The organism is Pseudomonas sp. Pse1, assembly GCF_024519635.1.
Taxonomy (GTDB): Bacteria; Pseudomonadota; Gammaproteobacteria; order Pseudomonadales; family Pseudomonadaceae; genus Aquipseudomonas.
This window is the reverse complement of the sequence record NZ_JALJRO010000022.1, coordinates 24,290-45,939: the sequence shown is the minus strand read 5'-3', so window position 1 is coordinate 45,939 and position 21,650 is coordinate 24,290. Positions and strand designations below refer to the sequence as shown.

General features: G+C 59.9%; 19 protein-coding genes. 10 read left to right on the top strand and 9 right to left on the bottom strand.

The window, feature by feature from the left end:
- Positions 1 to 87: 87 nt before the first annotated feature.
- Complete coding sequence (locus tag NR126_RS24490; RefSeq protein WP_256832019.1) at positions 88 to 1,095, top strand: glutathione S-transferase family protein; 1,008 nt, start codon at positions 88 to 90, stop codon at positions 1,093 to 1,095.
- A gap of 124 nt (positions 1,096 to 1,219) precedes the next feature.
- On the opposite strand, the gene cysG is transcribed toward NR126_RS24490, so the two are convergent.
- Genes cysG through NR126_RS24460 form a run of 6 tightly spaced genes read right to left on the bottom strand, consistent with a single transcriptional unit; the run spans position 1,220 to position 8,756 of the window.
- Positions 1,220 to 2,614: a siroheme synthase CysG gene (gene cysG / locus NR126_RS24485; RefSeq protein WP_027616034.1), complete on the bottom strand. Its 1,395-nt coding sequence runs from the start codon at positions 2,612 to 2,614 to the stop codon at positions 1,220 to 1,222.
- Positions 2,615 to 3,895 carry a serine--tRNA ligase gene (serS, locus tag NR126_RS24480; RefSeq protein WP_027616033.1) on the bottom strand — a complete coding sequence of 427 codons (1,281 nt, stop codon included), beginning with the start codon at positions 3,893 to 3,895 and terminating at the stop codon, positions 2,615 to 2,617.
- Between the two features lie 16 nt (positions 3,896 to 3,911).
- On the bottom strand, positions 3,912 to 4,286 hold the full coding sequence (gene crcB / locus NR126_RS24475) for a fluoride efflux transporter CrcB (protein ID WP_027616032.1): 375 nt from the start codon (positions 4,284 to 4,286) through the stop codon (positions 3,912 to 3,914).
- Positions 4,283 to 5,608 (bottom strand): replication-associated recombination protein A, encoded by a 1,326-nt coding sequence (locus NR126_RS24470; protein ID WP_027616031.1) that lies wholly within the window; start codon positions 5,606 to 5,608, stop codon positions 4,283 to 4,285. Before NR126_RS24470 ends, crcB begins: the two co-directional genes overlap by 4 nt.
- 60 nt (positions 5,609 to 5,668) lie before the next feature.
- Entirely contained in the window at positions 5,669 to 6,292 is a 624-nt protein-coding gene (gene lolA, locus NR126_RS24465) for an outer membrane lipoprotein chaperone LolA (protein ID WP_027616030.1), read from the bottom strand.
- A gap of 58 nt (positions 6,293 to 6,350) precedes the next feature.
- Entirely contained in the window at positions 6,351 to 8,756 is a 2,406-nt protein-coding gene (locus NR126_RS24460) for a DNA translocase FtsK (RefSeq protein ID WP_033865872.1), read from the bottom strand.
- A 307-nt stretch (positions 8,757 to 9,063) separates the two neighbouring features.
- Between NR126_RS24460 and trxB the strand changes: the two genes are divergently transcribed.
- The 4 genes from trxB to infA all read left to right on the top strand — a co-directional run bounded on the left by trxB (position 9,064) and on the right by infA (position 11,852).
- A complete protein-coding gene (gene trxB / locus NR126_RS24455; protein WP_256832003.1) occupies positions 9,064 to 10,014 on the top strand; it encodes a thioredoxin-disulfide reductase in 951 nt (316 codons plus the stop codon).
- A 60-nt stretch (positions 10,015 to 10,074) separates the two neighbouring features.
- Positions 10,075 to 10,755 (top strand): leucyl/phenylalanyl-tRNA--protein transferase, encoded by a 681-nt coding sequence (gene aat, locus NR126_RS24450; protein WP_027616027.1) that lies wholly within the window; start codon positions 10,075 to 10,077, stop codon positions 10,753 to 10,755.
- 58 nt (positions 10,756 to 10,813) lie between these two features.
- The gene (locus NR126_RS24445; RefSeq protein WP_027616026.1) at positions 10,814 to 11,521 is read left to right on the top strand and encodes an arginyltransferase; all 708 of its coding nucleotides are present in this window, start codon (positions 10,814 to 10,816) and stop codon (positions 11,519 to 11,521) included.
- A gap of 112 nt (positions 11,522 to 11,633) precedes the next feature.
- Entirely contained in the window at positions 11,634 to 11,852 is a 219-nt protein-coding gene (gene infA / locus NR126_RS24440; RefSeq protein WP_002553999.1) for a translation initiation factor IF-1, read from the top strand.
- Positions 11,853 to 11,979: 127 nt separating this feature from the next.
- Here infA and clpA read toward each other — a convergent pair whose 3' ends face one another.
- Both clpA and clpS read right to left on the bottom strand, forming a co-directional pair.
- Positions 11,980 to 14,250: an ATP-dependent Clp protease ATP-binding subunit ClpA gene (clpA, locus tag NR126_RS24435; protein WP_027616025.1), complete on the bottom strand. Its 2,271-nt coding sequence runs from the start codon at positions 14,248 to 14,250 to the stop codon at positions 11,980 to 11,982.
- Positions 14,251 to 14,279: 29 nt separating this feature from the next.
- Positions 14,280 to 14,642, bottom strand: a complete 363-nt coding sequence (clpS, locus tag NR126_RS24430; RefSeq protein WP_027616024.1) for an ATP-dependent Clp protease adapter ClpS — start codon at positions 14,640 to 14,642, stop codon at positions 14,280 to 14,282.
- A 226-nt stretch (positions 14,643 to 14,868) separates the two neighbouring features.
- On the opposite strand from clpS, the gene cspD reads away from it, so the two are divergent.
- On the top strand, positions 14,869 to 15,135 hold the full coding sequence (cspD, locus tag NR126_RS24425) for a cold shock domain-containing protein CspD (RefSeq protein WP_027616023.1): 267 nt from the start codon (positions 14,869 to 14,871) through the stop codon (positions 15,133 to 15,135).
- An 84-nt stretch (positions 15,136 to 15,219) separates the two neighbouring features.
- Here cspD and icd read toward each other — a convergent pair whose 3' ends face one another.
- The gene (gene icd, locus NR126_RS24420) at positions 15,220 to 16,476 is read right to left on the bottom strand and encodes an NADP-dependent isocitrate dehydrogenase (protein ID WP_027616022.1); all 1,257 of its coding nucleotides are present in this window, start codon (positions 16,474 to 16,476) and stop codon (positions 15,220 to 15,222) included.
- A 491-nt stretch (positions 16,477 to 16,967) separates the two neighbouring features.
- Between icd and NR126_RS24415 the strand changes: the two genes are divergently transcribed.
- The 4 genes from NR126_RS24415 (at position 16,968) to hflD (ending at position 21,587) form a co-directional block, all read left to right on the top strand.
- Positions 16,968 to 19,193, top strand: coding sequence for an NADP-dependent isocitrate dehydrogenase (locus tag NR126_RS24415; protein WP_256831983.1), 2,226 nt, complete (start codon positions 16,968 to 16,970; stop codon positions 19,191 to 19,193).
- 134 nt (positions 19,194 to 19,327) lie between these two features.
- Complete coding sequence (locus NR126_RS24410) at positions 19,328 to 19,774, top strand: NUDIX hydrolase (protein ID WP_256831976.1); 447 nt, start codon at positions 19,328 to 19,330, stop codon at positions 19,772 to 19,774.
- A gap of 59 nt (positions 19,775 to 19,833) precedes the next feature.
- The gene (gene mnmA / locus NR126_RS24405; protein WP_256831973.1) at positions 19,834 to 20,967 is read left to right on the top strand and encodes a tRNA 2-thiouridine(34) synthase MnmA; all 1,134 of its coding nucleotides are present in this window, start codon (positions 19,834 to 19,836) and stop codon (positions 20,965 to 20,967) included.
- On the top strand, positions 20,964 to 21,587 hold the full coding sequence (gene hflD, locus NR126_RS24400; protein WP_027616018.1) for a high frequency lysogenization protein HflD: 624 nt from the start codon (positions 20,964 to 20,966) through the stop codon (positions 21,585 to 21,587). Before mnmA ends, hflD begins: the two co-directional genes overlap by 4 nt.
- The last annotated feature ends 63 nt before the right edge of the window (positions 21,588 to 21,650 follow it).

Below are 21,650 nucleotides of genomic sequence, written 5' to 3'. Positions count from 1 at the left end.
GATCATTCCCGCCCACTCTTTGCTCTTTTAGTTCGAACCCATGGCCCTACACTGGACTTCAACGATTATCGGTAGAGGAGTCTGGACATGGGTTTGTTAGTCGAAGGCCAATGGCGCGACCAGTGGTACGAAAGCAGTAAGGATGGCGCCTTTCAGCGCGAGCAAGCGCAGCGTCGTAACTGGCTGACCGCGGATGGCCAGCCCGGCCCGAGCGGGGTCGGTGGTTTTGCTGCGGAGCCCGGGCGCTATCATCTCTACGTCTCCCTGGCCTGCCCCTGGGCCCATCGCACCCTGATCCTGCGCAAGCTCAAGGGCCTGGAAGCATTGATTGATGTATCGATGGTCAGTTGGCTGATGGCCGAGAACGGCTGGTCCTTCGATCAGCAACTGGGCTCCAGCGGGGATCCACTCGACCACTTCCAGTTCCTGCACCAGCGCTACACCGCCGACACCGCCGACTACACCGGACGCGTGACCGTGCCGCTGCTGTGGGACAAGCAACAGCAGCGCATCGTCAACAATGAGTCGGCGGAAATCATCCGCATGTTCAACAGCGCCTTTGACGAGTTGACCGGCAATGACCTGGACTTCTACCCCGCGCCGTTGCGCGAAGCGATCGATGCGCTGAATGAACGCATCTATCCGGCAGTCAACAACGGCGTGTACCGCGCTGGCTTTGCTACGTCGCAACAGGCTTATGAAAGTGCGTTTGATGAGCTGTTTGCCGAACTCGATTATCTGGAAGTTTTACTCGATCAGAACCGCTACCTCAGCGGCGAGTATCTGACCGAAGCCGACATACGCCTGTTCACCACGCTGATTCGCTTCGACGCGGTGTACCACGGGCACTTCAAGTGCAACCTGCGGCGGATTGCCGACTATCCGAACCTGTCGAATTGGCTGCGTGAGCTGTACCAGTGGCCGGGTATTGCCGAGACCGTGGATTTTACCCACATCAAGAATCACTACTACGGCAGCCATAAGACCATCAATCCGACAGGGATTGTGCCGAAGGGGCCGATGCAGGATTTCAGTGCCGGGCATGATCGACAGCGGTTGAGTGGGAAAGGGGTTTGGCACAAACCGCGGAATTGATGTCGGTTTTTAGGGCCTCATCGCGGGCAAGCCCGCTCCCACAAGGGATTTGTGAACGACACAAAACCAATGTGGGAGCGAGCCGGCTCCGGGCGGCGTTCCGACGATGAATACGACGCGGTCCTCAGACTTTCGCCTGCGCCCCTTCGAACCAGGCCAGCTTCTCACGCAGCTGGACCACTTCGCCGACGATCACCAAGGTCGGTGCATGCACTTCATGCTCCGCCACCAGCTCTGGCAGATTGCCCAGAGTGCCGGTGAACACCCGCTGGTTGGCAGTGGTGCCCTGCTGAATCAGCGCCGCCGGAGTGTCCGCCGAGCGGCCATGGCCGATCAACTGCTCGCAGATGATCGGCAAACCCACCAGGCCCATGTAGAACACCAGGGTTTGCGCGGGGGCGACCAGGTCGCTCCATGGCAGGTCCGAGGTCCCGTCCTTCAGGTGTCCGGTGACAAAGCGTACCGACTGCGCGTAGTCGCGATGGGTCAGGGGAATCCCGGCATAGGCCGCGCAGCCGCTGGCGGCGGTAATGCCCGGCACCACCTGAAACGGAATGCCGTTGGCCGCCAGCTCTTCGATCTCTTCACCGCCACGGCCAAAGATGAACGGATCGCCCCCCTTGAGCCGCACCACCCGCTTGCCCTGCTTGGCCAGGTCAACCAGGTGCTGGTTGATCTGGTCCTGCGGGACCGCGTGATCGGCGCGTCGCTTGCCGACATACACACGCTCGGCATCGCGCCGGCACAATTCGAGAATCGCCGGGGCGACCAAGCGGTCGTAGAGCACCACGTCCGCTTGCTGCATCAGGCGCAAGGCACGGAAGGTCAGCAAGTCCGGATCGCCCGGCCCGGCACCGACCAGATACACCTCACCGGTCGCCGGCGTGGCTTCGCCGGCGATCTTGGCCTGCAGCAAACGCTCGGCCTCAGCGCCCTGCCCGGCCAGTTGCCGATCGGCAATCGGTCCCTGGAACACGTCTTCCCAGAACGCCCGGCGTTGCTGGACGTCCGGAAACAAGCCCTTGACCTGATGGCGAAAGCGCGCCGCCAGGCCGGCCAATTGGCCATAAGTCGAGGGAATCCAGGTTTCCAGCTTGGCCCGGATCAGCCGTGCCAGCACCGGCGCATCGCCGCCACTGGAGACCGCGATCACCAGCGGTGAACGGTCGACAATCGCCGGGAAGATCACGCTGCAAAGGGCCGGCGCGTCCACCACATTGACCGGCACGCAACGCCGATGGGCATCCTCGGAAACCCGGGCGTTCAGCGACTCGTCGTCGGTGGCGGCAATGATCAGCCCGCAACCGTCGAGGTCCGACTCCTGGTATCCACGCACCACCAGTTCGCCGCCACTGCCTTGCACCAGTTCACGCAACTGGCTTTCGATCTCGGGTGCAACCACCCGCAACAGCGCGCCGGCATCGGCCAGCAGGCGAGATTTGCGCAAGGCAATCTCGCCACCACCGACCACCAGCACCTGGCGCCCGCGCAGGTTGTGAAACAGCGGCAGAAATTCCATTTAGCCGATGACCTCAAGGCCGCCCATGTACGGCTTAAGTACTTCAGGCACACGGATCGAACCGTCGGCCTGCTGGTAGTTTTCCAGCACCGCCACCAGGGTACGACCGACCGCCAGGCCAGAACCGTTCAGGGTGTGCACCAGCTCAGGCTTGCCGGTTTCCGGGTTACGGAAGCGAGCCTGCATGCGGCGGGCCTGGAAGTCACCGCAGTTGGAGCACGAGGAAATCTCGCGGTACTTGTCCTGGCTCGGGATCCACACTTCCAGGTCATAGGTCTTGACCGCGCTGAAGCCCATGTCGCCGGTGCACAGCGCCAGGGTGCGGTAAGGCAGCTCGAGCAGTTGCAGGACTTTCTCGGCATTGGCGGTCAGGCCTTCCAGCGCTTCCATGGACGTCGACGGCTCGACGATCTGCACCATCTCGACCTTGTCGAACTGGTGCTGGCGAATCATCCCGCGAGTGTCACGACCCGAAGCACCCGCTTCGCTGCGGAAGCATGGAGTGTGGGCGACGAACTTGATCGGCAGCAATTTTGCATCGACGATTTCGCCGGCGACGATGTTGGTCAGCGACACTTCGGCAGTCGGGATCAGGTACAGGTCGGCTTCACCTTCGCGGGCGATCTTGAACAGGTCTTCCTCGAACTTCGGTAGCTGCCCGGTGCCCTGTAGGGCCGGCGCTTGTACCAGGTACGGGGTGTAGGCCTCTTCGTAGCCGTGTTCGCTGGTGTGCAGGTTGATCATGAACTGCGCCAAGGCGCGGTGCAGGCGGGCGATCGGGCCACGCAGCAGGGCGAAACGTGCGCCGGACAGCTTGGCTGCAGTTTCGAAGTCCAGCCAGCCGAACTTCTCGCCGAGGGCGACGTGGTCCTTGACCTCGAAATCGAAGGTGGTCGGCGTGCCCCAGCGGCGCACTTCGACGTTGCCCTCTTCGTCAGCGCCCAGCGGCACCGATTCGTGGGGCAGGTTGGGCAGGCCCAGCAGGATCGAATCCAGTTCGGTCTGAATCGCGTCCAGCTCGACTTTGCCGGCGCTCAGCTCATTGGCCATGCGCTCGACGTCTGCCATCAACGGCGCGATGTCTTCGCCACGCGCCTTGGCCTGACCGATGGATTTGGAGCGCGAGTTGCGTTCAGCCTGCAGTGCTTCGGTGCGGGTCTGGACGGTCTTGCGCTGTTCTTCCAGCGCTTCGATGCGCGCAACATCCAGCACAAAGCCACGGGATGCCAGGCGGTCCGCTACGTCCTGGAGGTTGCTACGTAACAGTTTGGAATCGAGCATGTCGGTCTCTCGTTTATCAAAGTTTGGTCAGGGACAGGCCAGCCCACGTCGCGAGCAGCCCGCCGAATACGGAAATCGCCGCATAGCCCAGGGCCAGCGGCACTTGCCCGCTTTCCAGCAGGCGCACCGTATCCAGTGAAAAGGATGAAAAAGTCGTCAGGCCGCCTAAAAAGCCAACCATCAACCCGGCACGTACCTCGATGGGTACCTCCGGGCGCAATAAAAACAGGCCGTACAATATGCCGATCAGCAGACAGCCCACGATATTAACGGCCAGCGTCGCGGTATAGAAGTGCCGCGGCCAATTGGCGTTGATCCAGTTGCCGGTGGCGAAACGCAACAGGGTGCCGGCGATGCCTCCAGCGGAAACTGCAAGGATCAAGGGAATCACGGTTTCCTCCGCTGCCTGGGGCTTAACCGGTCGAGCTGTGCCAGATGATTGAGCTTCTCGCCGATCTTCAATTCCAGGCCGCGCGGCACCGGACGGTAGAAGGGCTGCGGCTCCAGCGCGTCGGGAAAATAGTCTTCGCCGGCGGCATAGGCATCCGGCTCGTCATGGGCGTAGCGGTATTCATCGCCGTAGCCCAGTTGCTTCATCAGTTTGGTCGGGGCATTGCGCAGGTGCAGCGGCACTTCCAGCGAACCGTGCTCGGCGGCGCTGCGCATGGCGGCCTTGAAGCCCATGTACACCGCGTTGCTTTTTGGCGCACAGGCCAGGTAGGTAATCGCCTGGGCCACCGCCAACTCGCCTTCCGGACTGCCCAGGCGTTCCTGCACATCCCAGGCCGCCAGGCACAGGCTCAGGGCACGCGGGTCGGCGTTGCCGATGTCTTCACTGGCCATGCGCACCACGCGCCGGGCCAGGTACAGCGGGTCGCAGCCGCCGTCGAGCATGCGCGCAAACCAGTACAGCGCGCCATCCGGGTTGGAGCCGCGCACCGACTTGTGCAGTGCGGAAATCTGGTCGTAGAACGCCTCGCCACCCTTGTCGAAACGCCGCCGCGTATCACCCAACAGGCTCTGCAGTAGCTCGATGCCAATTTCGTTGTTGTCCTCGGCCAGGTCCGAAGCGTTCTCCAGCAGGTTCAGCAGGCGCCGGCCATCGCCGTCGGCCGCTGACAACAACATCTGGAAGCCTTCATCGCTGAGGCTCAACTGGCGCTTGCCGAGGCCGCGCTCCTCAGTGAGGGCGCGTTGCACCAGCTTGTTCAGCGCCGCTTCATCGAGGCTTTTGAGGACGTAGACCCGTGCTCGGGAGAGCAAGGCGTTGTTCAATTCGAAGGAAGGGTTTTCCGTGGTCGCGCCGATGAAAATCAGCGTGCCGTCTTCCACGTAGGGCAGGAACGCATCCTGCTGCGACTTGTTGAAACGGTGCACTTCGTCGACGAACAGGATGGTCCGGCGGCCGTATTGACCGGCCTGCTGCTTCGCCACTTCCACCGCCTGGCGGATTTCCTTGACCCCGGCCAGGACCGCCGAAACCGTCTCGAAGTGCGCATCCGAGACTTCCGCGAGCAACCGCGCCAGGGTGGTTTTGCCTACCCCGGGCGGGCCCCAGAAGATCATCGAATGCAAGGCACCCTGCTCCAGCGCCTCGCGCAAGGGTTTGCCACGCGCCAGCAGGTGCTCCTGACCGACGTACTCGTCCAGATTGGTCGCGCGCAAACGGGCGGCCAGGGGCTGGGCGATCGGGGCACTGCGAAACAGGTCCATCACTAGGTTTGCAACCTCATTGGAGCGCGATACAGCGGGTCAAAAAACAACCCCTGTGCTTTATTCCTGAATGACATCGGCACCCTTGGGGATGTCGAACTTGAACTTCGAAGCCGGGATCGACTCGTTGGCCTTGACCCCAGTGAACAGGATATTGGTGCGCTGACCCACGCTGTCGATCAACTGCATGTCATTGACCAGCCCATTGCGGAACGACAGGCGCAGGTTATCGAACAGAGTGTCCTTGGTTTTCGGCTTGAGGGTGAAGTCGATTACCCCGCCAGCTTCCTTGGCACTGATGTCGAAGCTCTGGCTGATTTTCGACACGTCACCGGACAACAGCAGCGCCGGAGTCTGAGTCAGGCGCTGGTCGAGGGTCTTGATCGTCACCTGTTCCAGGTCCGGGTCCCACAGGGTGACCTTCTTGCCGTCGGAGACCATCAGCTGTTCCTGTGGCGCATCGGTGTGCCAGTAGAACAGGCCCGGGCGCTGCAGCGACATCTGGCCCTGGGTTTCCTGCAACTGGGTGCCGCTGCCATCAAGGGTCAGCTGGGAAAAACGTGCGCTCAGGGTCTGGGATTTTTCCAGCAACTGAGTCAGACGCGCCACATCCTTGTCATCGGCGTGGGCCGAAAGCGTGGTCAACGCCAATACCGGCAACAGCAACATGCGGATTAGACGCATGGGAGTCCTCATAGAGATTCATTTGAATGACGCACCGCGTGTCTTCACGCGGTGCGGATCAGTCGCGTGCCGGGCTTGGGGCCAGGACTTCACGCGAGCCGTTGGTGTTCATGGAGGTCACGACTCCGGCCATTTCCATGGCCTCGATCATGCGCGCCGCGCGGTTGTAACCAATCTTCAGCTTGCGCTGGACCGCCGAAATGGAAGCCCGGCGACTTTCCAGCACAAATTGTACGGCTTCATCGTAGAGCGCGTCGGTTTCCGCGTCTTCCTCACCGCCACCGCCGCCGTTTTCGAAGCCGCTGCCAGCCTCTTCGACGCCGTTGAGGATGTCGTCGTTATATTCCGGTGCGCCACGCAGCTTCCAGGCTTCCACCACCCGGTGCACTTCATCGTCGGAAACGAATGCGCCGTGCACGCGGATTGGCAGGCTGGTGCCAGGCGGCATGTAGAGCATGTCACCGTGGCCCAACAGCTGTTCGGCGCCGCCCTGGTCGATGATGGTTCGCGAGTCGATTTTGCTCGACACCTGGAACGCCATCCGAGTCGGGATGTTGGCCTTGATCAGGCCGGTAATCACATCCACCGACGGCCGCTGAGTTGCAAGGATCAAGTGGATACCGGCGGCACGGGCCTTCTGCGCGATCCGCGCGATCAGCTCTTCAACCTTCTTGCCGACGATCATCATCATGTCGGCAAATTCGTCGACCACCACCACGATAGTTGGCAGCTTGGTCAACAGCGGCGCTTCGTCGTGGATGCTTTCTCGGTTGTACAGCGGGTCAGACAGCGGCGTACCGGCTTCCTGGGCCTCGCGCACTTTCTGGTTGAAGCCCGACAGGTTACGCACGCCCATCTTCGCCATCAATTTATAGCGCCGCTCCATCTCGGCCACGCTCCAGCGCAGGGCGTTGGCGGCGTCCTTCATGTCGGTCACCACCGGACACAGCAAGTGTGGAATGCCTTCGTAGATCGACAGTTCGAGCATCTTCGGGTCGATCATGATCAATTTGGCGTCTTCCGGGCCAGACTTGAACAGGATCGACAGGATCATCGCGTTGACCCCCACCGACTTACCGGAACCCGTAGTACCGGCCACCAGCAAGTGCGGCATCTTCGCCAAGTCGGTGATGATTGGCTTGCCGCCGATGTCATGGCCCAGGGCCAGGGTGACCGGCGACTTGAAGTTGTCGAACTCCGGCGTCGACAGCACTTCGGAGAAGCGCACGATCTGCCGGTCTTCGTTGGGAATCTCGATACCCACGGTGGTCTTGCCCGGGATCACTTCCACCACCCGCACACTGGTCACCGCCAGCGAACGCGCGAGGTCTTTGGCCAAGTTGGCAATACGACTGACCTTGACCCCGGCAGCCGGTTGAATCTCGTAACGGGTGATCACCGGGCCAGGGTGGATCGAATCCACTGCGACCTCAACCCCGAATTCCTTGAGCTTGATTTCCAGCAAGTGGCCGACCGCCGCAAGCGACTCAGGCGAATAGTTGAGCTGTTTCTTTTCCGCCGGGTCGAGAATCGAGATCGGTGGCAAGGTACCTTCCACGGCGCTGTCGACGAACAACGGTGCCTGCTTCTCTTTTTCCACACGTTTGCTCGGCGCCGCCGGCTTGGGCGGGGCCGGCGCGATCACCGGTGGCACCTGTTTCTCGCGCTCCGACATGTGTTTGCTCAGGGCCTGCTCACGCTCGATCAGGCGTTCCTTGACCTTGGCCTGCTCACGCTTATCGGTGACGGTGGGGGCCACAACTTCATTGACCCGCTCATCCACTTCGCGCAATTGCGCAACCAGTTGCTTGCGTTCGGTGCGCGCGGCCCACCAGCGATTGGCTACGCCCTGGAACAGCTCCAGCAGGTCGAGGGTGATCTTGCCGGTCAGGTCCATGACCTTGAACCACGACAGGTCGGTAAAGACGGTCAGGCCGAACAGGAACAAGGCAATGAACATCAGGGTGCTGCCCTGAATATTCAGAGCATTCTTCGCCAGATCGCCCAGGCTTTCGCCCAGCGCACCGCCGGCACCGGCCGGCAAGCCGGTGGGTGCATGAAAATGGATATGGGCCAGGGCCGCGCCCGACAGCACCAGGAACACCAGGCCGATCAGACGCCAGGAGAACAGCCAGCCGCTCCACTCCCACGGCTCGTGGCGCTGACGGAAGATCTGCCAGGTCTTGATCGCCAGCAGCAGCGGGAAGATGTAGGCGAAATAGCCCAGCACCATGAACAGAATATCGGCGCTGTAGGAGCCCGCCGGGCCGCCGAAATTCTGCACGTCATCAATCTTGCTGTTATGACTCCAGCCCGGATCGTCCTTGCCATACGTGAGCAAGGCCATCATCAGGAACAGGCACAAGGCACCGATGGCGATCAATGCACCTTCCTTGAGTCGGTAGTGCAGATGTTGACGCCAGAGCGGAACGACTGTTTTAGGTGCTGCGGTGGATTTCTTCAAAACGCTTCTTTTCCTGCGCCAGAGGCGCGTCCATCTGTTGAATGACGATGAAAAACTGCCCAATCCAGGCAGGTAAAAAAGTGCACAGGCGCAACAGGGACTACTTTTAACACTGCGTCGCGGTTTCTATAAACACGTCACGCACGGGTTTTTGATGAAAAGCATTGTTACAACCTTGCATTGTACGGGTTTGTGCATTCAACGCCATGCTTCAAACCCTGGTCTACAGCATAGCCAAACGTAACGGGCATGCCGTTCAATTTGAGCATGCATTGTCTTTCGTGACAAAGGCTTATGAGGTGTTTTTATGAGCGAAGTGAAGCATTCCCGCCTGATTATTCTCGGCTCCGGCCCGGCCGGCTACAGCGCTGCCGTGTATGCCGCCCGCGCCAACCTGAAACCGGTGGTCATCACCGGTTTGCAGGCCGGCGGTCAGCTGACCACCACGGTTGAAGTGGACAACTGGCCGGGGGACGTTGAAGGCCTTACCGGCCCCGTCCTCATGGAGCGCATGCAAAAACACGCCGAACGCTTTGACACGCAGATCGTTTACGACCACATCCACACCGCCAAGTTGCAGCAGCGCCCGTTCGAACTCATCGGCGACAGCAGCACCTACACCTGCGACGCGCTGATCATTGCCACCGGCGCCTCCGCGCAGTACCTGGGCCTGCCCTCGGAAGAAGCCTTTGCCGGCAAGGGGGTCTCGGCCTGCGCAACCTGCGACGGCTTCTTCTATCGCAACCAGGTGGTCGCGGTGATTGGCGGCGGCAATACGGCCGTCGAAGAGGCGCTGTACCTGTCCAACATCGCCAAGGAAGTTCACCTGATTCACCGCCGAGACAAACTGCGCGCGGAGAAAATCCTTCAGGACAAACTCTTCGACAAAGCCGCCAACGGCAATATCCGCCTGCACTGGAACCAGCACCTGGACGAGGTGCTGGGTGACGCCAGCGGCGTGACCGGTGCTCGCCTGCGCGACAGCCACAGCGGTGCGACCCAGGACCTGCCCTTGGCCGGGGTGTTCATCGCCATCGGACACAAACCCAATACCGATCTGTTCGCTGGACAACTGCCGATGCATGATGGCTACTTGCGCGTCCAGGGTGGCAGCGAGGGCAATGCGACAGCCACCGCCATCGCAGGAGTATTTGCCGCCGGCGATGTCGCCGACCATGTGTATCGCCAGGCGGTCACTTCTGCCGGTGCGGGTTGCATGGCGGCGCTGGACGCTGAAAAATACCTCGACGACAACTGAGCCAGGCTTTCGCGGCAGCTCGACGCTGCCGCCGCCCTCCCCCACTGCAAGCGAAAGACCATGCTGACTTGGCTACAACGCAACTCCCTGGAATTCCCGCCGCTGGAAAAAGCCATGCGCGAGCCCAACGGCCTGCTCGCCGCCGGTGGCGACCTGTCTGCCGAGCGCCTGGTGCAGGCTTATCGCCATGGCTGCTTCCCGTGGTTCAATGAAGGCCAGCCGATCCTCTGGTGGTCACCCGACCCGCGCACCGTGCTGTTTCCCGAAGAACTGCATGTATCGCGCAGCCTCGGCAAACTGCTGCGCCAGCAACGCTATCAGGTGACGTTCGACCGCGACTTTGCCGCAGTCATCAGCGCCTGCGCTGCGCCGCGCGATTACGCCGACGGCACCTGGATCACCGGCGCCATGCAAGATGCCTACCTGCAGTTACATCGCCAAGGCCACGCACACTCAGTGGAAGTCTGGGAGCACGGAGCCCTGGTCGGCGGCCTCTACGGACTGGCCATGGGGCAGCTGTTTTTTGGCGAGTCGATGTTCAGCCGCGCCGACAATGCCTCCAAGGTCGGCTTTGCCACGCTGGTCCAGCATCTCAAGGAGGCCGGTTTTGTGCTGATCGACTGCCAGATGCCTACCGAGCATTTGCACAGCCTGGGCGCTCGCTCGATCCCGCGCCGCGACTTTGCCGGGTATCTGGCCCGCCATCTCGATCAACCCAACAGCGCAACATGGGTTTGCTAGGCGACTTTTGCGCCCGTGGCTTACACTTAATTGAACGGCTTCTCCCGAGGGTTGACTCATGACCGAGTTGGCGCGTCTCAAGTTTTATGCCACTCAGCCCCACTCTTGCAGCTATCTGCCGGATGAACAGGCGACCACCCTGTTCCTCGACCCTAGCCAGCCGATGGATGTGCATGTCTATGCAGACCTGTCCGAGATGGGTTTTCGGCGAAGCGGCGATCATCTCTACCGCCCCCACTGCCAGAACTGCAATGCCTGCGTTCCGGCACGTATTCCCGCGCTGCAGTTCAGCCCCAATCGCCAACAGAAGCGGATCTTCAAGCGTAATGCCGACTTGCAGGTGCGCCCGGCAAAACCGGGGTTCAGCGAAGAATACTTCGACCTTTACCAGCGCTACATCGAACAACGCCATGCCGATGGCGACATGTATCCGCCCAGCCGTGACCAGTTTTCCACCTTCCTGGTCCGCGACTTGCCTTTTTCCCGCTTCTACGAGTTCCGCCTCGAAGGTCGCCTGCTGGCGATCGCCGTGACCGACCTGCTGCCCAATGGCTTGTCGGCGGTCTACACCTTCTATGAACCCGACGAAGAACGCCGCAGCCTGGGGCGCTACGCCATCCTCTGGCAGATCGGCGAAGCCCGGCGCCTGGGCCTGGATGCGGTGTACCTGGGTTACTGGATCAAGAACTGCAAAAAAATGAACTACAAGACCCAATATCGCCCTATCGAGCTGCTGATTAATCAGCGCTGGGTGGTTCTGAATTAAGGTCTTCCCCTAAAGCTCTTGGCTTGACCCCTCTTTTTCGGGCACAATGCACGCCGCTTTTGCCTGGCGCAGTTGCACCGGGCCATTCATTGGACACCGAGGGCTTTACTGCATGTCGAAAGAAGACAGCTTCGAAATGGAAGGCACTGTCGTCGACACCCTGCCCAACACCATGTTTCGCGTGGAGTTGGAAAATGGGCACGTCGTAACCGCACATATTTCCGGCAAGATGCGCAAGAACTACATTCGTATTCTTACCGGTGACAAAGTGCGCGTCGAACTGACGCCCTATGACTTGAGCAAAGGGCGCATCACCTACCGCGCTCGCTAATCAAGTCAATACAAGACGCCCGGCTCTGCCGGGCGTTTTTGTATGCGCGAGATTTGGGATTCGCTCCAGAGTTCAATGGGCAGTAAAAAGGCGTCCGAAGACGCCTTTTTGTTGTGTTGCGACCAACTCAGGCCATTTCCGCCGTGGTCTCGAAGTCGAAGGTCAGCTCGCCGTCCTTGATGTCGATGTGCACTACACCGCCATGGTCGGCCAGTTCGCCAAACAGAATCTCCTCCGCCAGTGGACGCTTGATCTTGTCCTGGATCAGGCGTGCCATGGGTCGAGCCCCCATCGCCGAGTCGTAGCCACCCGCTGCCAGCCAACTGCGGGCCGCATCGGTAACTTCCAGCTGTACTCGCTTGTCTTCCAGTTGCGCCTGCAGTTCGGTAAGGAACTTGTCCACCACGGACTTAATGACCTCATGACTGAGGCGACCAAACTGGATAATGGTGTCCAGACGGTTACGGAATTCCGGCGTGAAGCTCTTCTTGATCACTTCCATCGCATCGGATGAGTGATCCTGATGACTGAAACCAATCGACGCACGGGCTGCCGTTTCGGCACCGGCGTTGGTGGTCATGATCACAATCACATTGCGGAAATCCGCCTTGCGCCCGTTGTTATCGGTGAGCGTACCGTGGTCCATGACCTGCAGCAGCAGGTTGAAGACTTCCGGATGCGCCTTCTCGATTTCATCGAGCAACAGCACGCAATGGGGTTGCTTGGTGATCGCTTCGGTCAGCAGACCGCCCTGATCGAACCCGACGTAGCCCGGAGGGGCACCGATCAGACGCGAAACAGTGTGGCGCTCCATGTACTCGGACATGTCGAAGCGAACCAGTTCGATCCCCATGGCCTTGGCCAACTGGCGAGCCGCTTCGGTTTTACCGACACCCGTAGGCCCGGCAAACAGGAACGAACCGACAGGTTTATCAGGCGACTTGAGGCCGGCACGGGACAATTTGATGGCGGTCGACAGCGAATCGATCGCCGCGTCCTGACCAAACACGGTCAACTTCAGGTCACGCTCCAGGTTACGCAGCAGCTCCTTGTCGGAACTGGTGACGTGTTTCGGAGGAATTCGCGCGATTTTCGCGACGATGTCTTCCACCTGAGGCACTTCGATGCGCTTGACCCGACTCTCGACCGGTTGCAGGCGCTGGTACGCACCCGCTTCGTCGATGACATCGATGGCCTTGTCTGGCATATGCCGGTCATTGATGTAACGCGACGCCAGTTCCGCAGCGGCGCGCAAGGCTTCATCACTGTATTCGATATTGTGATGAAGCTCGAAACGCCCCTTCAGGCCGCGCAGGATACCAATGGTGTCTTCCACCGAAGGCTCCGATACATCGACTTTCTGGAAGCGTCGCGCCAGGGCACGGTCTTTCTCGAAAATCCCGCGGAATTCCTGGAAGGTGGTGGAACCGATGCAACGAATATCGCCGGATGACAGCAGTGGCTTGAGCAGGTTCGAGGCATCCATGACGCCACCGGACGCAGCACCCGCACCAATAATGGTGTGGATTTCGTCGATGAACAGAATGGCCTGAGGACGTTTTTTCAGCTCGCCGAGCAACGCCTTGAAGCGCTTCTCGAAATCGCCACGGTATTTGGTACCGGCCAGCAAGGCACCCAGGTCGAGGGAATAGACCACGCTGTTAGCCAACAGATCAGGCACCTGATTGTCGACGATGCGTTTGGCCAGGCCTTCGGCAATCGCGGTTTTACCCACGCCCGCCTCACCCACCAGCAACGGGTTGTTTTTGCGCCGGCGCGCGAGGATCTGCGCGACACGCTCAACTTCCATTTCACGCCCGACCAGCGGATCGATACGCCCCTGGCGTGCCAATTCGTTAAGGTTACTGGCGTAGGCGTCCAGCGGATTGCTTGAAGAAGAGGACTCGCCGCCCTCTTCGTCCTGCATGTCCTGTTCGCCTTCGGAGTGATCACCATGACCCGGCACTTTGGAAATGCCGTGGGCGATGTAGTTGACCACGTCGATGCGGGCAACGCTCTGCTGTTTAAGCAGGAACACTGCCTGACTCTCTTGCTCACTGAAGATCGCGACCAGCACGTTGGCGCCAGTCACTTCGCGTTTGCCCGAGCTCTGTACATGGAAGACAGCACGTTGCAGTACACGCTGGAAGCCCAGGGTTGGCTGGGTTTCACGATCCTCGTCATGCACGGGAATCAGTGGCGTGGTGGAGTCGATGAACTCCTGCAGGTCGTGCTTGAGTTTGTCGAGGTTTGCGCCACAGGCACGCAAAACGGTAGCGGCTGCCTCATTATCCAATAGGGCCAACAGGAGGTGTTCGACGGTCATGAACTCATGACGTTTCGAACGCGCCTCCTTGAAGGCGAGATTGAGGGTGACTTCGAGCTCGCGGTTTAACATAGCTTCACCTCATACCCAAGTGGTCGGCGTTAACCGTCCTTCTCGATTTCACAGAGTAGCGGATGCTGGCTTTCCCTGGCGTACTGGTTGACCTGCATGGCCTTGGTCTCGGCGATGTCCCGGGTAAACAATCCGCACACTGCCCGTCCCTCTGTATGAACGGCCAGCATTACCTTGGTCGCCAGCTCACGATTCAGGTTAAAAAACACCTCGAGCACTTCGACGACGAAATCCATCGGTGTGTAGTCATCATTGAACAAAACCACCTTGTACATGGGCGGCGCCTGTAAGGCAGGCTTCGCTTCCTGTACCGCAATGCCCGCGGAATCGTCCTCGTGCGAATCCGGGCGATCCTGATTGAATGTTAGTCGAATCTGGCTGATTGCATGCATGGAAAGAAAGGTTCGTCAGTTGAGCTGAATACAGTGGTGGGGGCGGCCGTAGAGCTTTTCAACTCTGGCTATCCGGTCGCCTTGACTATCGGCAAAACAGTGTTACAACCAATAGAGCCCACAGTGGGTAAAAAAGATCCACGCCGTCAAACCTTATTTACAGGATTTGACGAGGATTAACTGGATGATACTCCAGTGATGGAGTCTGTTGCAGAGGGAGTTGGGTATGTCAGGCGACAAGGTCAATGGCAAGGTCAAGTGGTTCAACAATGCCAAGGGTTACGGATTCGTCAATGAGGATGGCAAAACGGATGACCTGTTTGCCCATTACTCGGCGATCAAGATGGACGGCTACAAGACCCTGAAGGCCGGGCAATCCGTGAGCTTCAGTATTATTCAGGGCCCCAAGGGCTTGCACGCAGTCGACATCAACGCCGCCATTGACATCACTACCCGCGAAACCAGCGAGCAGGCGCAGACCGTTACCGCCTGAATCAAATTGCATAGCGAACAGCCATAAAAAAGCCGGCTGACTCAATCACTTGAGTCAGCCGGCTTTTTGTCATTGCCGCTCAGCTCACATGTGCGAGATCAGGGCATCGCCAAACGCCGAGGAAGACAGCAGCTTGGCGCCGTCCATCAAACGTTCGAAGTCATAGGTCACGGTCTTGGCCGAGATTGCGCCGTTGGTGCCCTTGATGATCAGGTCGGCAGCTTCGGTCCAGCCCATGTGACGCAGCATCATTTCAGCAGAGAGAATCAGCGAGCCCGGGTTGACCTGGTCCTTGCCGGCATACTTCGGCGCGGTACCGTGGGTTGCTTCGAACATGGCCACGGTGTCGGACAGGTTCGCACCTGGCGCAATACCGATACCACCCACTTCCGCCGCCAGGGCGTCGGACAGGTAGTCGCCGTTCAAGTTGAGGGTGGCGATGACATCGTATTCCGCCGGGCGCAACAGGATCTGCTGGAGCATGGCATCGGCGATGGCATCCTTGACGATGACGTTCTTGCCGGTTTTCGGGTTCTTGAACTGCATCCACGGACCGCCGTCGAGCAGGGTCGCGCCGAATTCCTCGGCCGCCACTTCATAGGCCCATTCCTTGAAGGCACCTTCGGTGAACTTCATGATGTTGCCCTTGTGGACGATGGTCAGCGAGTCGCGGTCGTTATCGACCACATACTGCAGGGCCTTGCGCGCCAGACGCTTGGTGCCTTCCAGGGATACCGGCTTGACGCCGATGCCGCAGTTTTCGTCGAAACGGATCTTGGTCACACCCATTTCTTCTTTAAGGAACTTGATGACCTTGGTGGCTTCCGGCGAACCGGCTTTCCACTCGATGCCGGCGTAGATGTCCTCGGAGTTCTCACGGAAGATAGTCATGTCGACATCACCGGGCTTCTTGACCGGGCTCGGCACGCCTTCGAACCAGCGAACAGGACGCAGGCACACATACAGATCGAGTTGTTGGCGCAGTGCCACGTTGAGGGAACGGATACCGCCACCGACCGGCGTGGTCAGCGGGCCCTTGATGGAAACCACGTAATCCTTGACTGCGTCCAGGGTCTCCTGAGGCAGCCAGGTGTCCTGATCGTAAACCTGAGTCGCTTTTTCCCCGGCGTAAACTTCCATCCAGGAAATCTTGCGGTCGCCGCCGTAAGCCTTTTTCACAGCAGCATCGACAACCTTGATCATGACCGGGCTGATATCAACGCCAATACCATCGCCTTCAATGAAAGGGATGATCGGGTTGTTAGGAACATTGAGAGAATGGTCTGCATTGACGGTGATTTTGTCGCCGACTGCTGGAACCTGAATCTTCTTGTATCCCATGCTGAACTCCGTTGTGTGGATTGAACATCTGGCTGCGTTCGAGCGTACCCCAGTTGAATCTGCACGGGAACCTCATGTTCTACCCAGATGATGGCAAAGCTGCACGGTTAGCGGCCTACAAGCCTGAAAGCAAAGGGAAAACCGCCTAAATCAAGCACATCAAGCGACCCTGCGCAGCACCCCGGGTGCGACCTTTAGACCAATGGACGAGACAGGTGGCGTATGAACCACCGGCGTTTTGCTAGCTACCTATGTATAATGCCGCCGCTGACCACAGAGTCACGACGGCCAAACGCCCCAAGATAACGCGTTTGGCCCGAAAAGCCGGGTTGTTACCGCAGCCCACCCGCTTGACGCTCGACTGATGCACCCAACATCACCGCGAAGAAATCTCGACATTCGGCTCAAGGACGACTTTTTAACGAACGCGCTTACCCGGCGCCCCTCGAGTTTCTGCGTACGCTCTAGCAAAGAAGAGAGTTAATCCGAATATGCCCACCCGCTCGAAGATCATCTACACCTTCACCGACGAAGCCCCAGCCCTCGCCACCTATTCCCTGCTGCCAATCGTCGAAGCCTTTACCGCTTCGGCCGATATCGCCGTGGAAACCCGCGATATCTCACTCGCAGGGCGTATCCTGGCCAGCTTCCCCGAGCAACTGGGTGACAAAGCCGTAGCCGACCACCTCGCCGAACTGGGCGCCCTGGCTGTTACGCCTGAAGCCAACATCATCAAGTTGCCGAACATCAGCGCTTCGGTTCCGCAACTGCAGGCCGCGATCAAAGAACTGCAAGCCCAGGGCTATGCACTGCCGGACTACCCGGAAAATCCGACCAGCGACGCCGACAAGGACGCCAAGGCCCGTTACGACAAGGTCAAGGGCAGCGCCGTAAACCCGGTACTGCGTGAAGGCAACTCCGACCGCCGCGCTCCGCTGTCGGTGAAAAACTACGCGCGCAAGCACCCGCACAAAATGGGCGCCTGGGCCAAGGACTCCAAGTCTCACGTGGCTCACATGAGCACCGGCGATTTCTACGGCAGCGAAAAGGCTGCCCTGATCGACGCCGCTGACGCCGTGAAAATCGAACTGATCGCTCAAGACGGCACCGCCACCGTCCTGAAGGCAAAAACCACCGTACAAGCCGGTGAGATCCTCGATTGCGCCGTGATGAGCAAGAACGCTCTGCGCAGCTTCATTGCCGCCGAGATCGAAGACGCCAAGGCCAAGGGCGTTCTGCTGTCGGTTCACCTGAAAGCCACCATGATGAAGGTCTCCGACCCGATCATGTTCGGCCAGATCGTTGCCGAGTTCTATCAAGAAGCCCTGGCCAAGCACGCTGACGTGCTGGCGCAGATCGGCTTCAACCTGAACAACGGTATCGGCGACCTGTACGCGCGCATCAAGGCCCTGCCGGCTGAGCAACAAGCTGCCATCGAAGCTGACATCCAGGCGGTGTACGCTGTACGCCCTGCCCTGGCGATGGTCAACTCCGACAAAGGCATCACCAACCTGCATGTGCCAAGCGACGTGATCGTCGACGCATCGATGCCAGCCATGATCCGTGACTCCGGCAAAATGTGGGGCACCGACGGCCAACTGCACGACACCAAGGCCGTGATCCCGGATCGCTGCTACGCCACCATCTATCAGGCGGTGATCGAAGACTGCAAGCAACACGGCGCCTTCGACCCAACCACCATGGGCAGCGTGCCAAACGTTGGCCTGATGGCGAAGAAAGCCGAAGAGTACGGCTCCCACGACAAGACCTTCCAGATCAAGACTGATGGCGTGGTCCGCGTGACCGACAGCAACGGCCGCACCTTGCTGGAGCAAGCGGTCGAAGCCGGCGACATCTTCCGCATGTGCCAGACCAAAGACGCGCCGATCCAGGATTGGGTCAAGCTGGCCGTCAACCGCGCTCGCGCCAGCAGCACTCCGGCGATCTTCTGGCTGGACCCAATGCGCGCCCACGACGGCGTAGTGATCGAGAAAGTTCAGGCTTACCTGAAGGATCACGACACCGCTGGCCTGGACATCCAGATCATGTCGCCAGTCGACGCCATGAACTTCACCCTGGCACGCACCCGCGAAGGCAAGGACACCATCTCGGTGACCGGCAACGTGCTGCGTGACTACCTGACTGACCTGTTCCCGATCATGGAACTGGGCACCAGCGCCAAGATGCTGTCGATCGTGCCGCTGATGAATGGCGGTGGTCTGTTCGAAACCGGCGCTGGCGGTTCGGCGCCGAAGCACGTTCAGCAATTGCTGGAAGAAAACTTCCTGCGTTGGGACTCCCTGGGCGAATTCCTGGCGCTGGCCGCCTCGCTTGAGCACCTGGGCGTCAACTACAACAACCCGAAGGCGCTGGTACTGGCCAAGACCCTGGACCAGGCCACCGGCCAGTTCCTCGACAACAACAAGTCGCCATCGCGTAAAGTCGGCAACATCGACAACCGCGGCAGCCACTTCTATCTGGCGCTGTACTGGGCTCAAGCCCTGGCCGCCCAGACCGAAGACGCAGCTCTGCAGGCGCAGTTCAGCCAACTGGCCAAGACCCTGACCGAGAACGAGGCGACCATCGTTGCCGAACTCAACGCCGTCCAGGGCAAGCCAGTAGACATCGGCGGTTACTACCACGCCAATGCCGAGCTGATCAGCAAAGCCATGCGCCCAAGCACCACCCTCAACACGGCGATTGCTGCGCTGGTGTAAGGTTGTAATGGAACATCACGAACCCCGGCCATGTGCCGGGGTTCGTGTTTTTGGATTTCACATAACGATCTGCCGACCCCTGAGCTGGCTTGCCAGCCCCTACAGGGTTCGCAGCAAAAATCCGAGGAACGTTTATGGATTGGCAACCCCACATCACCGTCGCCACCATCGTCGAAGACAGCGGCCGCTTCCTGATGGTCGAAGAACTCAAGCACGGGCGCGTGGTGCTTAACCAGCCGGCCGGGCACCTGGACCCGCACGAGACCCTGATCGAAGCCGCCGTCCGCGAAACCCTCGAAGAAACCGGTTGGGACGTCGAGGCCACCGGCATCACCGGCCTCTACTTATACACGGCGCCAAGCAACGGCGTGACCTACCAGCGGGTCTGCTTCACCGCCAAGGCATTGCGCCATCACCCCGATTATCAACTCGATGACGGCATCGTCGGCGCGGTCTGGCTGACTCGTGACGAGTTGCTGGCCCGGCGTGATGACTGGCGCAGCGAGCTGATCATCCGCTGCATCGATGATTATCTGGCCGGCAATTGCTTCAGTCTCGAACTGATCCGTCCTTCTCTTTAGCCTTGCGGGCGCCAGCCTGTTAGAATCGCGTCCTTTTTCAAGACACTCATTTAATTCCCATGCGTGATTCAGCTCCTTCTGACACCCAATCGAAGCGCGTCATTGTCGGCATGTCCGGCGGCGTGGACTCTTCCGTTTCCGCCCTTCTGCTGATCGAGCAGGGTTATCAGGTGGAAGGCCTGTTCATGAAGAACTGGGAAGAGGACGACGGCACCGAGTATTGCACCGCCATGGATGACCTGGCCGACGCCCAGGCCGTGTGCGACAAGATCGGCATCAAGCTGCACACCGCCAACTTCGCCGCCGAGTACTGGGACAACGTGTTCGAGCACTTCCTGGCCGAGTACAAGGCCGGTCGCACGCCGAACCCGGACATCCTGTGCAACCGCGAGATCAAGTTCAAGGCGTTCCTCGACTACGCCATGATGCTTGGCGCCGACCTGATTGCCACCGGTCACTACGTGCGCCGCCGCGACATCAATGGCCGCACCGAACTGCTCAAGGGCCTGGACCCGAACAAGGACCAGAGCTACTTCCTCCACGCCGTCGGCGGTGAGCAGATCGCCAAGACCCTGTTCCCGGTCGGCGAGCTGGAAAAACCGCAAGTTCGTGCAATTGCCGAAAAATACGAGCTGGCGACGGCCAAGAAGAAAGACTCCACCGGTATCTGCTTCATCGGCGAACGTCGTTTCAGCGACTTCCTCAAGCAATACCTGCCGGCTCAGCCAGGCGAAATCAAGACCACCGAAGGTGAAGTGATCGGCCGCCACCATGGCCTGATGTACCACACCATCGGCCAGCGCCAGGGCCTGGGCATCGGCGGCCTGAAAGACGCCAGTGATGAGCCGTGGTACGTATTGATCAAGGACCTTGAGCACAACGAGCTGATCGTTGGCCAAGGCAATGATCACCCGTACCTGTTCTCCCGCGCCCTGCTCGCCTCCGATATCTATTGGGTCAACCCGATCGACTTGAGCCAGCCACGCCGCCTGACCGCTAAAGTCCGCTATCGCCAGGGCGACCAAGCCTGCACCCTGGAAAAAACTGCGAGCGGCTATCGCGCCACCTTCGACGATCCGCAGCGCGCAGTCACCCCGGGCCAGTCGGTGGTGTTCTACGACGGCGAAATCTGCCTCGGCGGCGGCGTCATTGAAGTGGCCGAACCCTGGCACAGCAAGGACTCGCGTCCATGAGCCCGACCCAGGAGCAACTGACGGCGCTCGGCGGCGTGTTTCTTGCTGCGGTGCTGGTGGACAAGATCGCCAAGACCGGCCAGGTCAGCGAAGCGGGCCTGACCTGTATGCTCGGTAGCTTGCTGATCCGCGACCCCAAAGACACCCTGGAGGTCTACGGTGGCGACGACATCAACCTGCGCGAAGGCTATCGCGCACTGATCGGCGCCCTCGAGCGCGATCCCAGCACCCTGCAGCGCGAACCGCTGCGCTACGCCCTGTCGATGCTCGGCCTGGAACGTCAACTGGCCAAGCGCGAGGACCTGCTGGAGATCATCGGTAAGCGCCTGCCGCAGATTCAATCCCAGGTCGAACACTTCGGCCCGGCCCACGAAAACGTGGTCGCCGCCTGTGGCGCGCTGTACCAGGACACCTTGAGCACCTTGCGCCAACGGATTCAGGTCCACGGCGACATGCGCAATCTGCAACAGCCGAGCAATGCGTCGAAAATTCGCGCCCTGCTCCTGGCCGGCATCCGCTCCGCACGCCTGTGGCGACAACTGGGCGGCCATCGCTGGCAGTTGGTAATCAGCCGACGCAAATTGCTCAAAGAGCTTTACCCATTGATGCGTAACGAATAACTCGCATCAAGCACACCGAACTTTGCACTACGCGTAATACGCCGGTCAGTTGGCGACGGACCG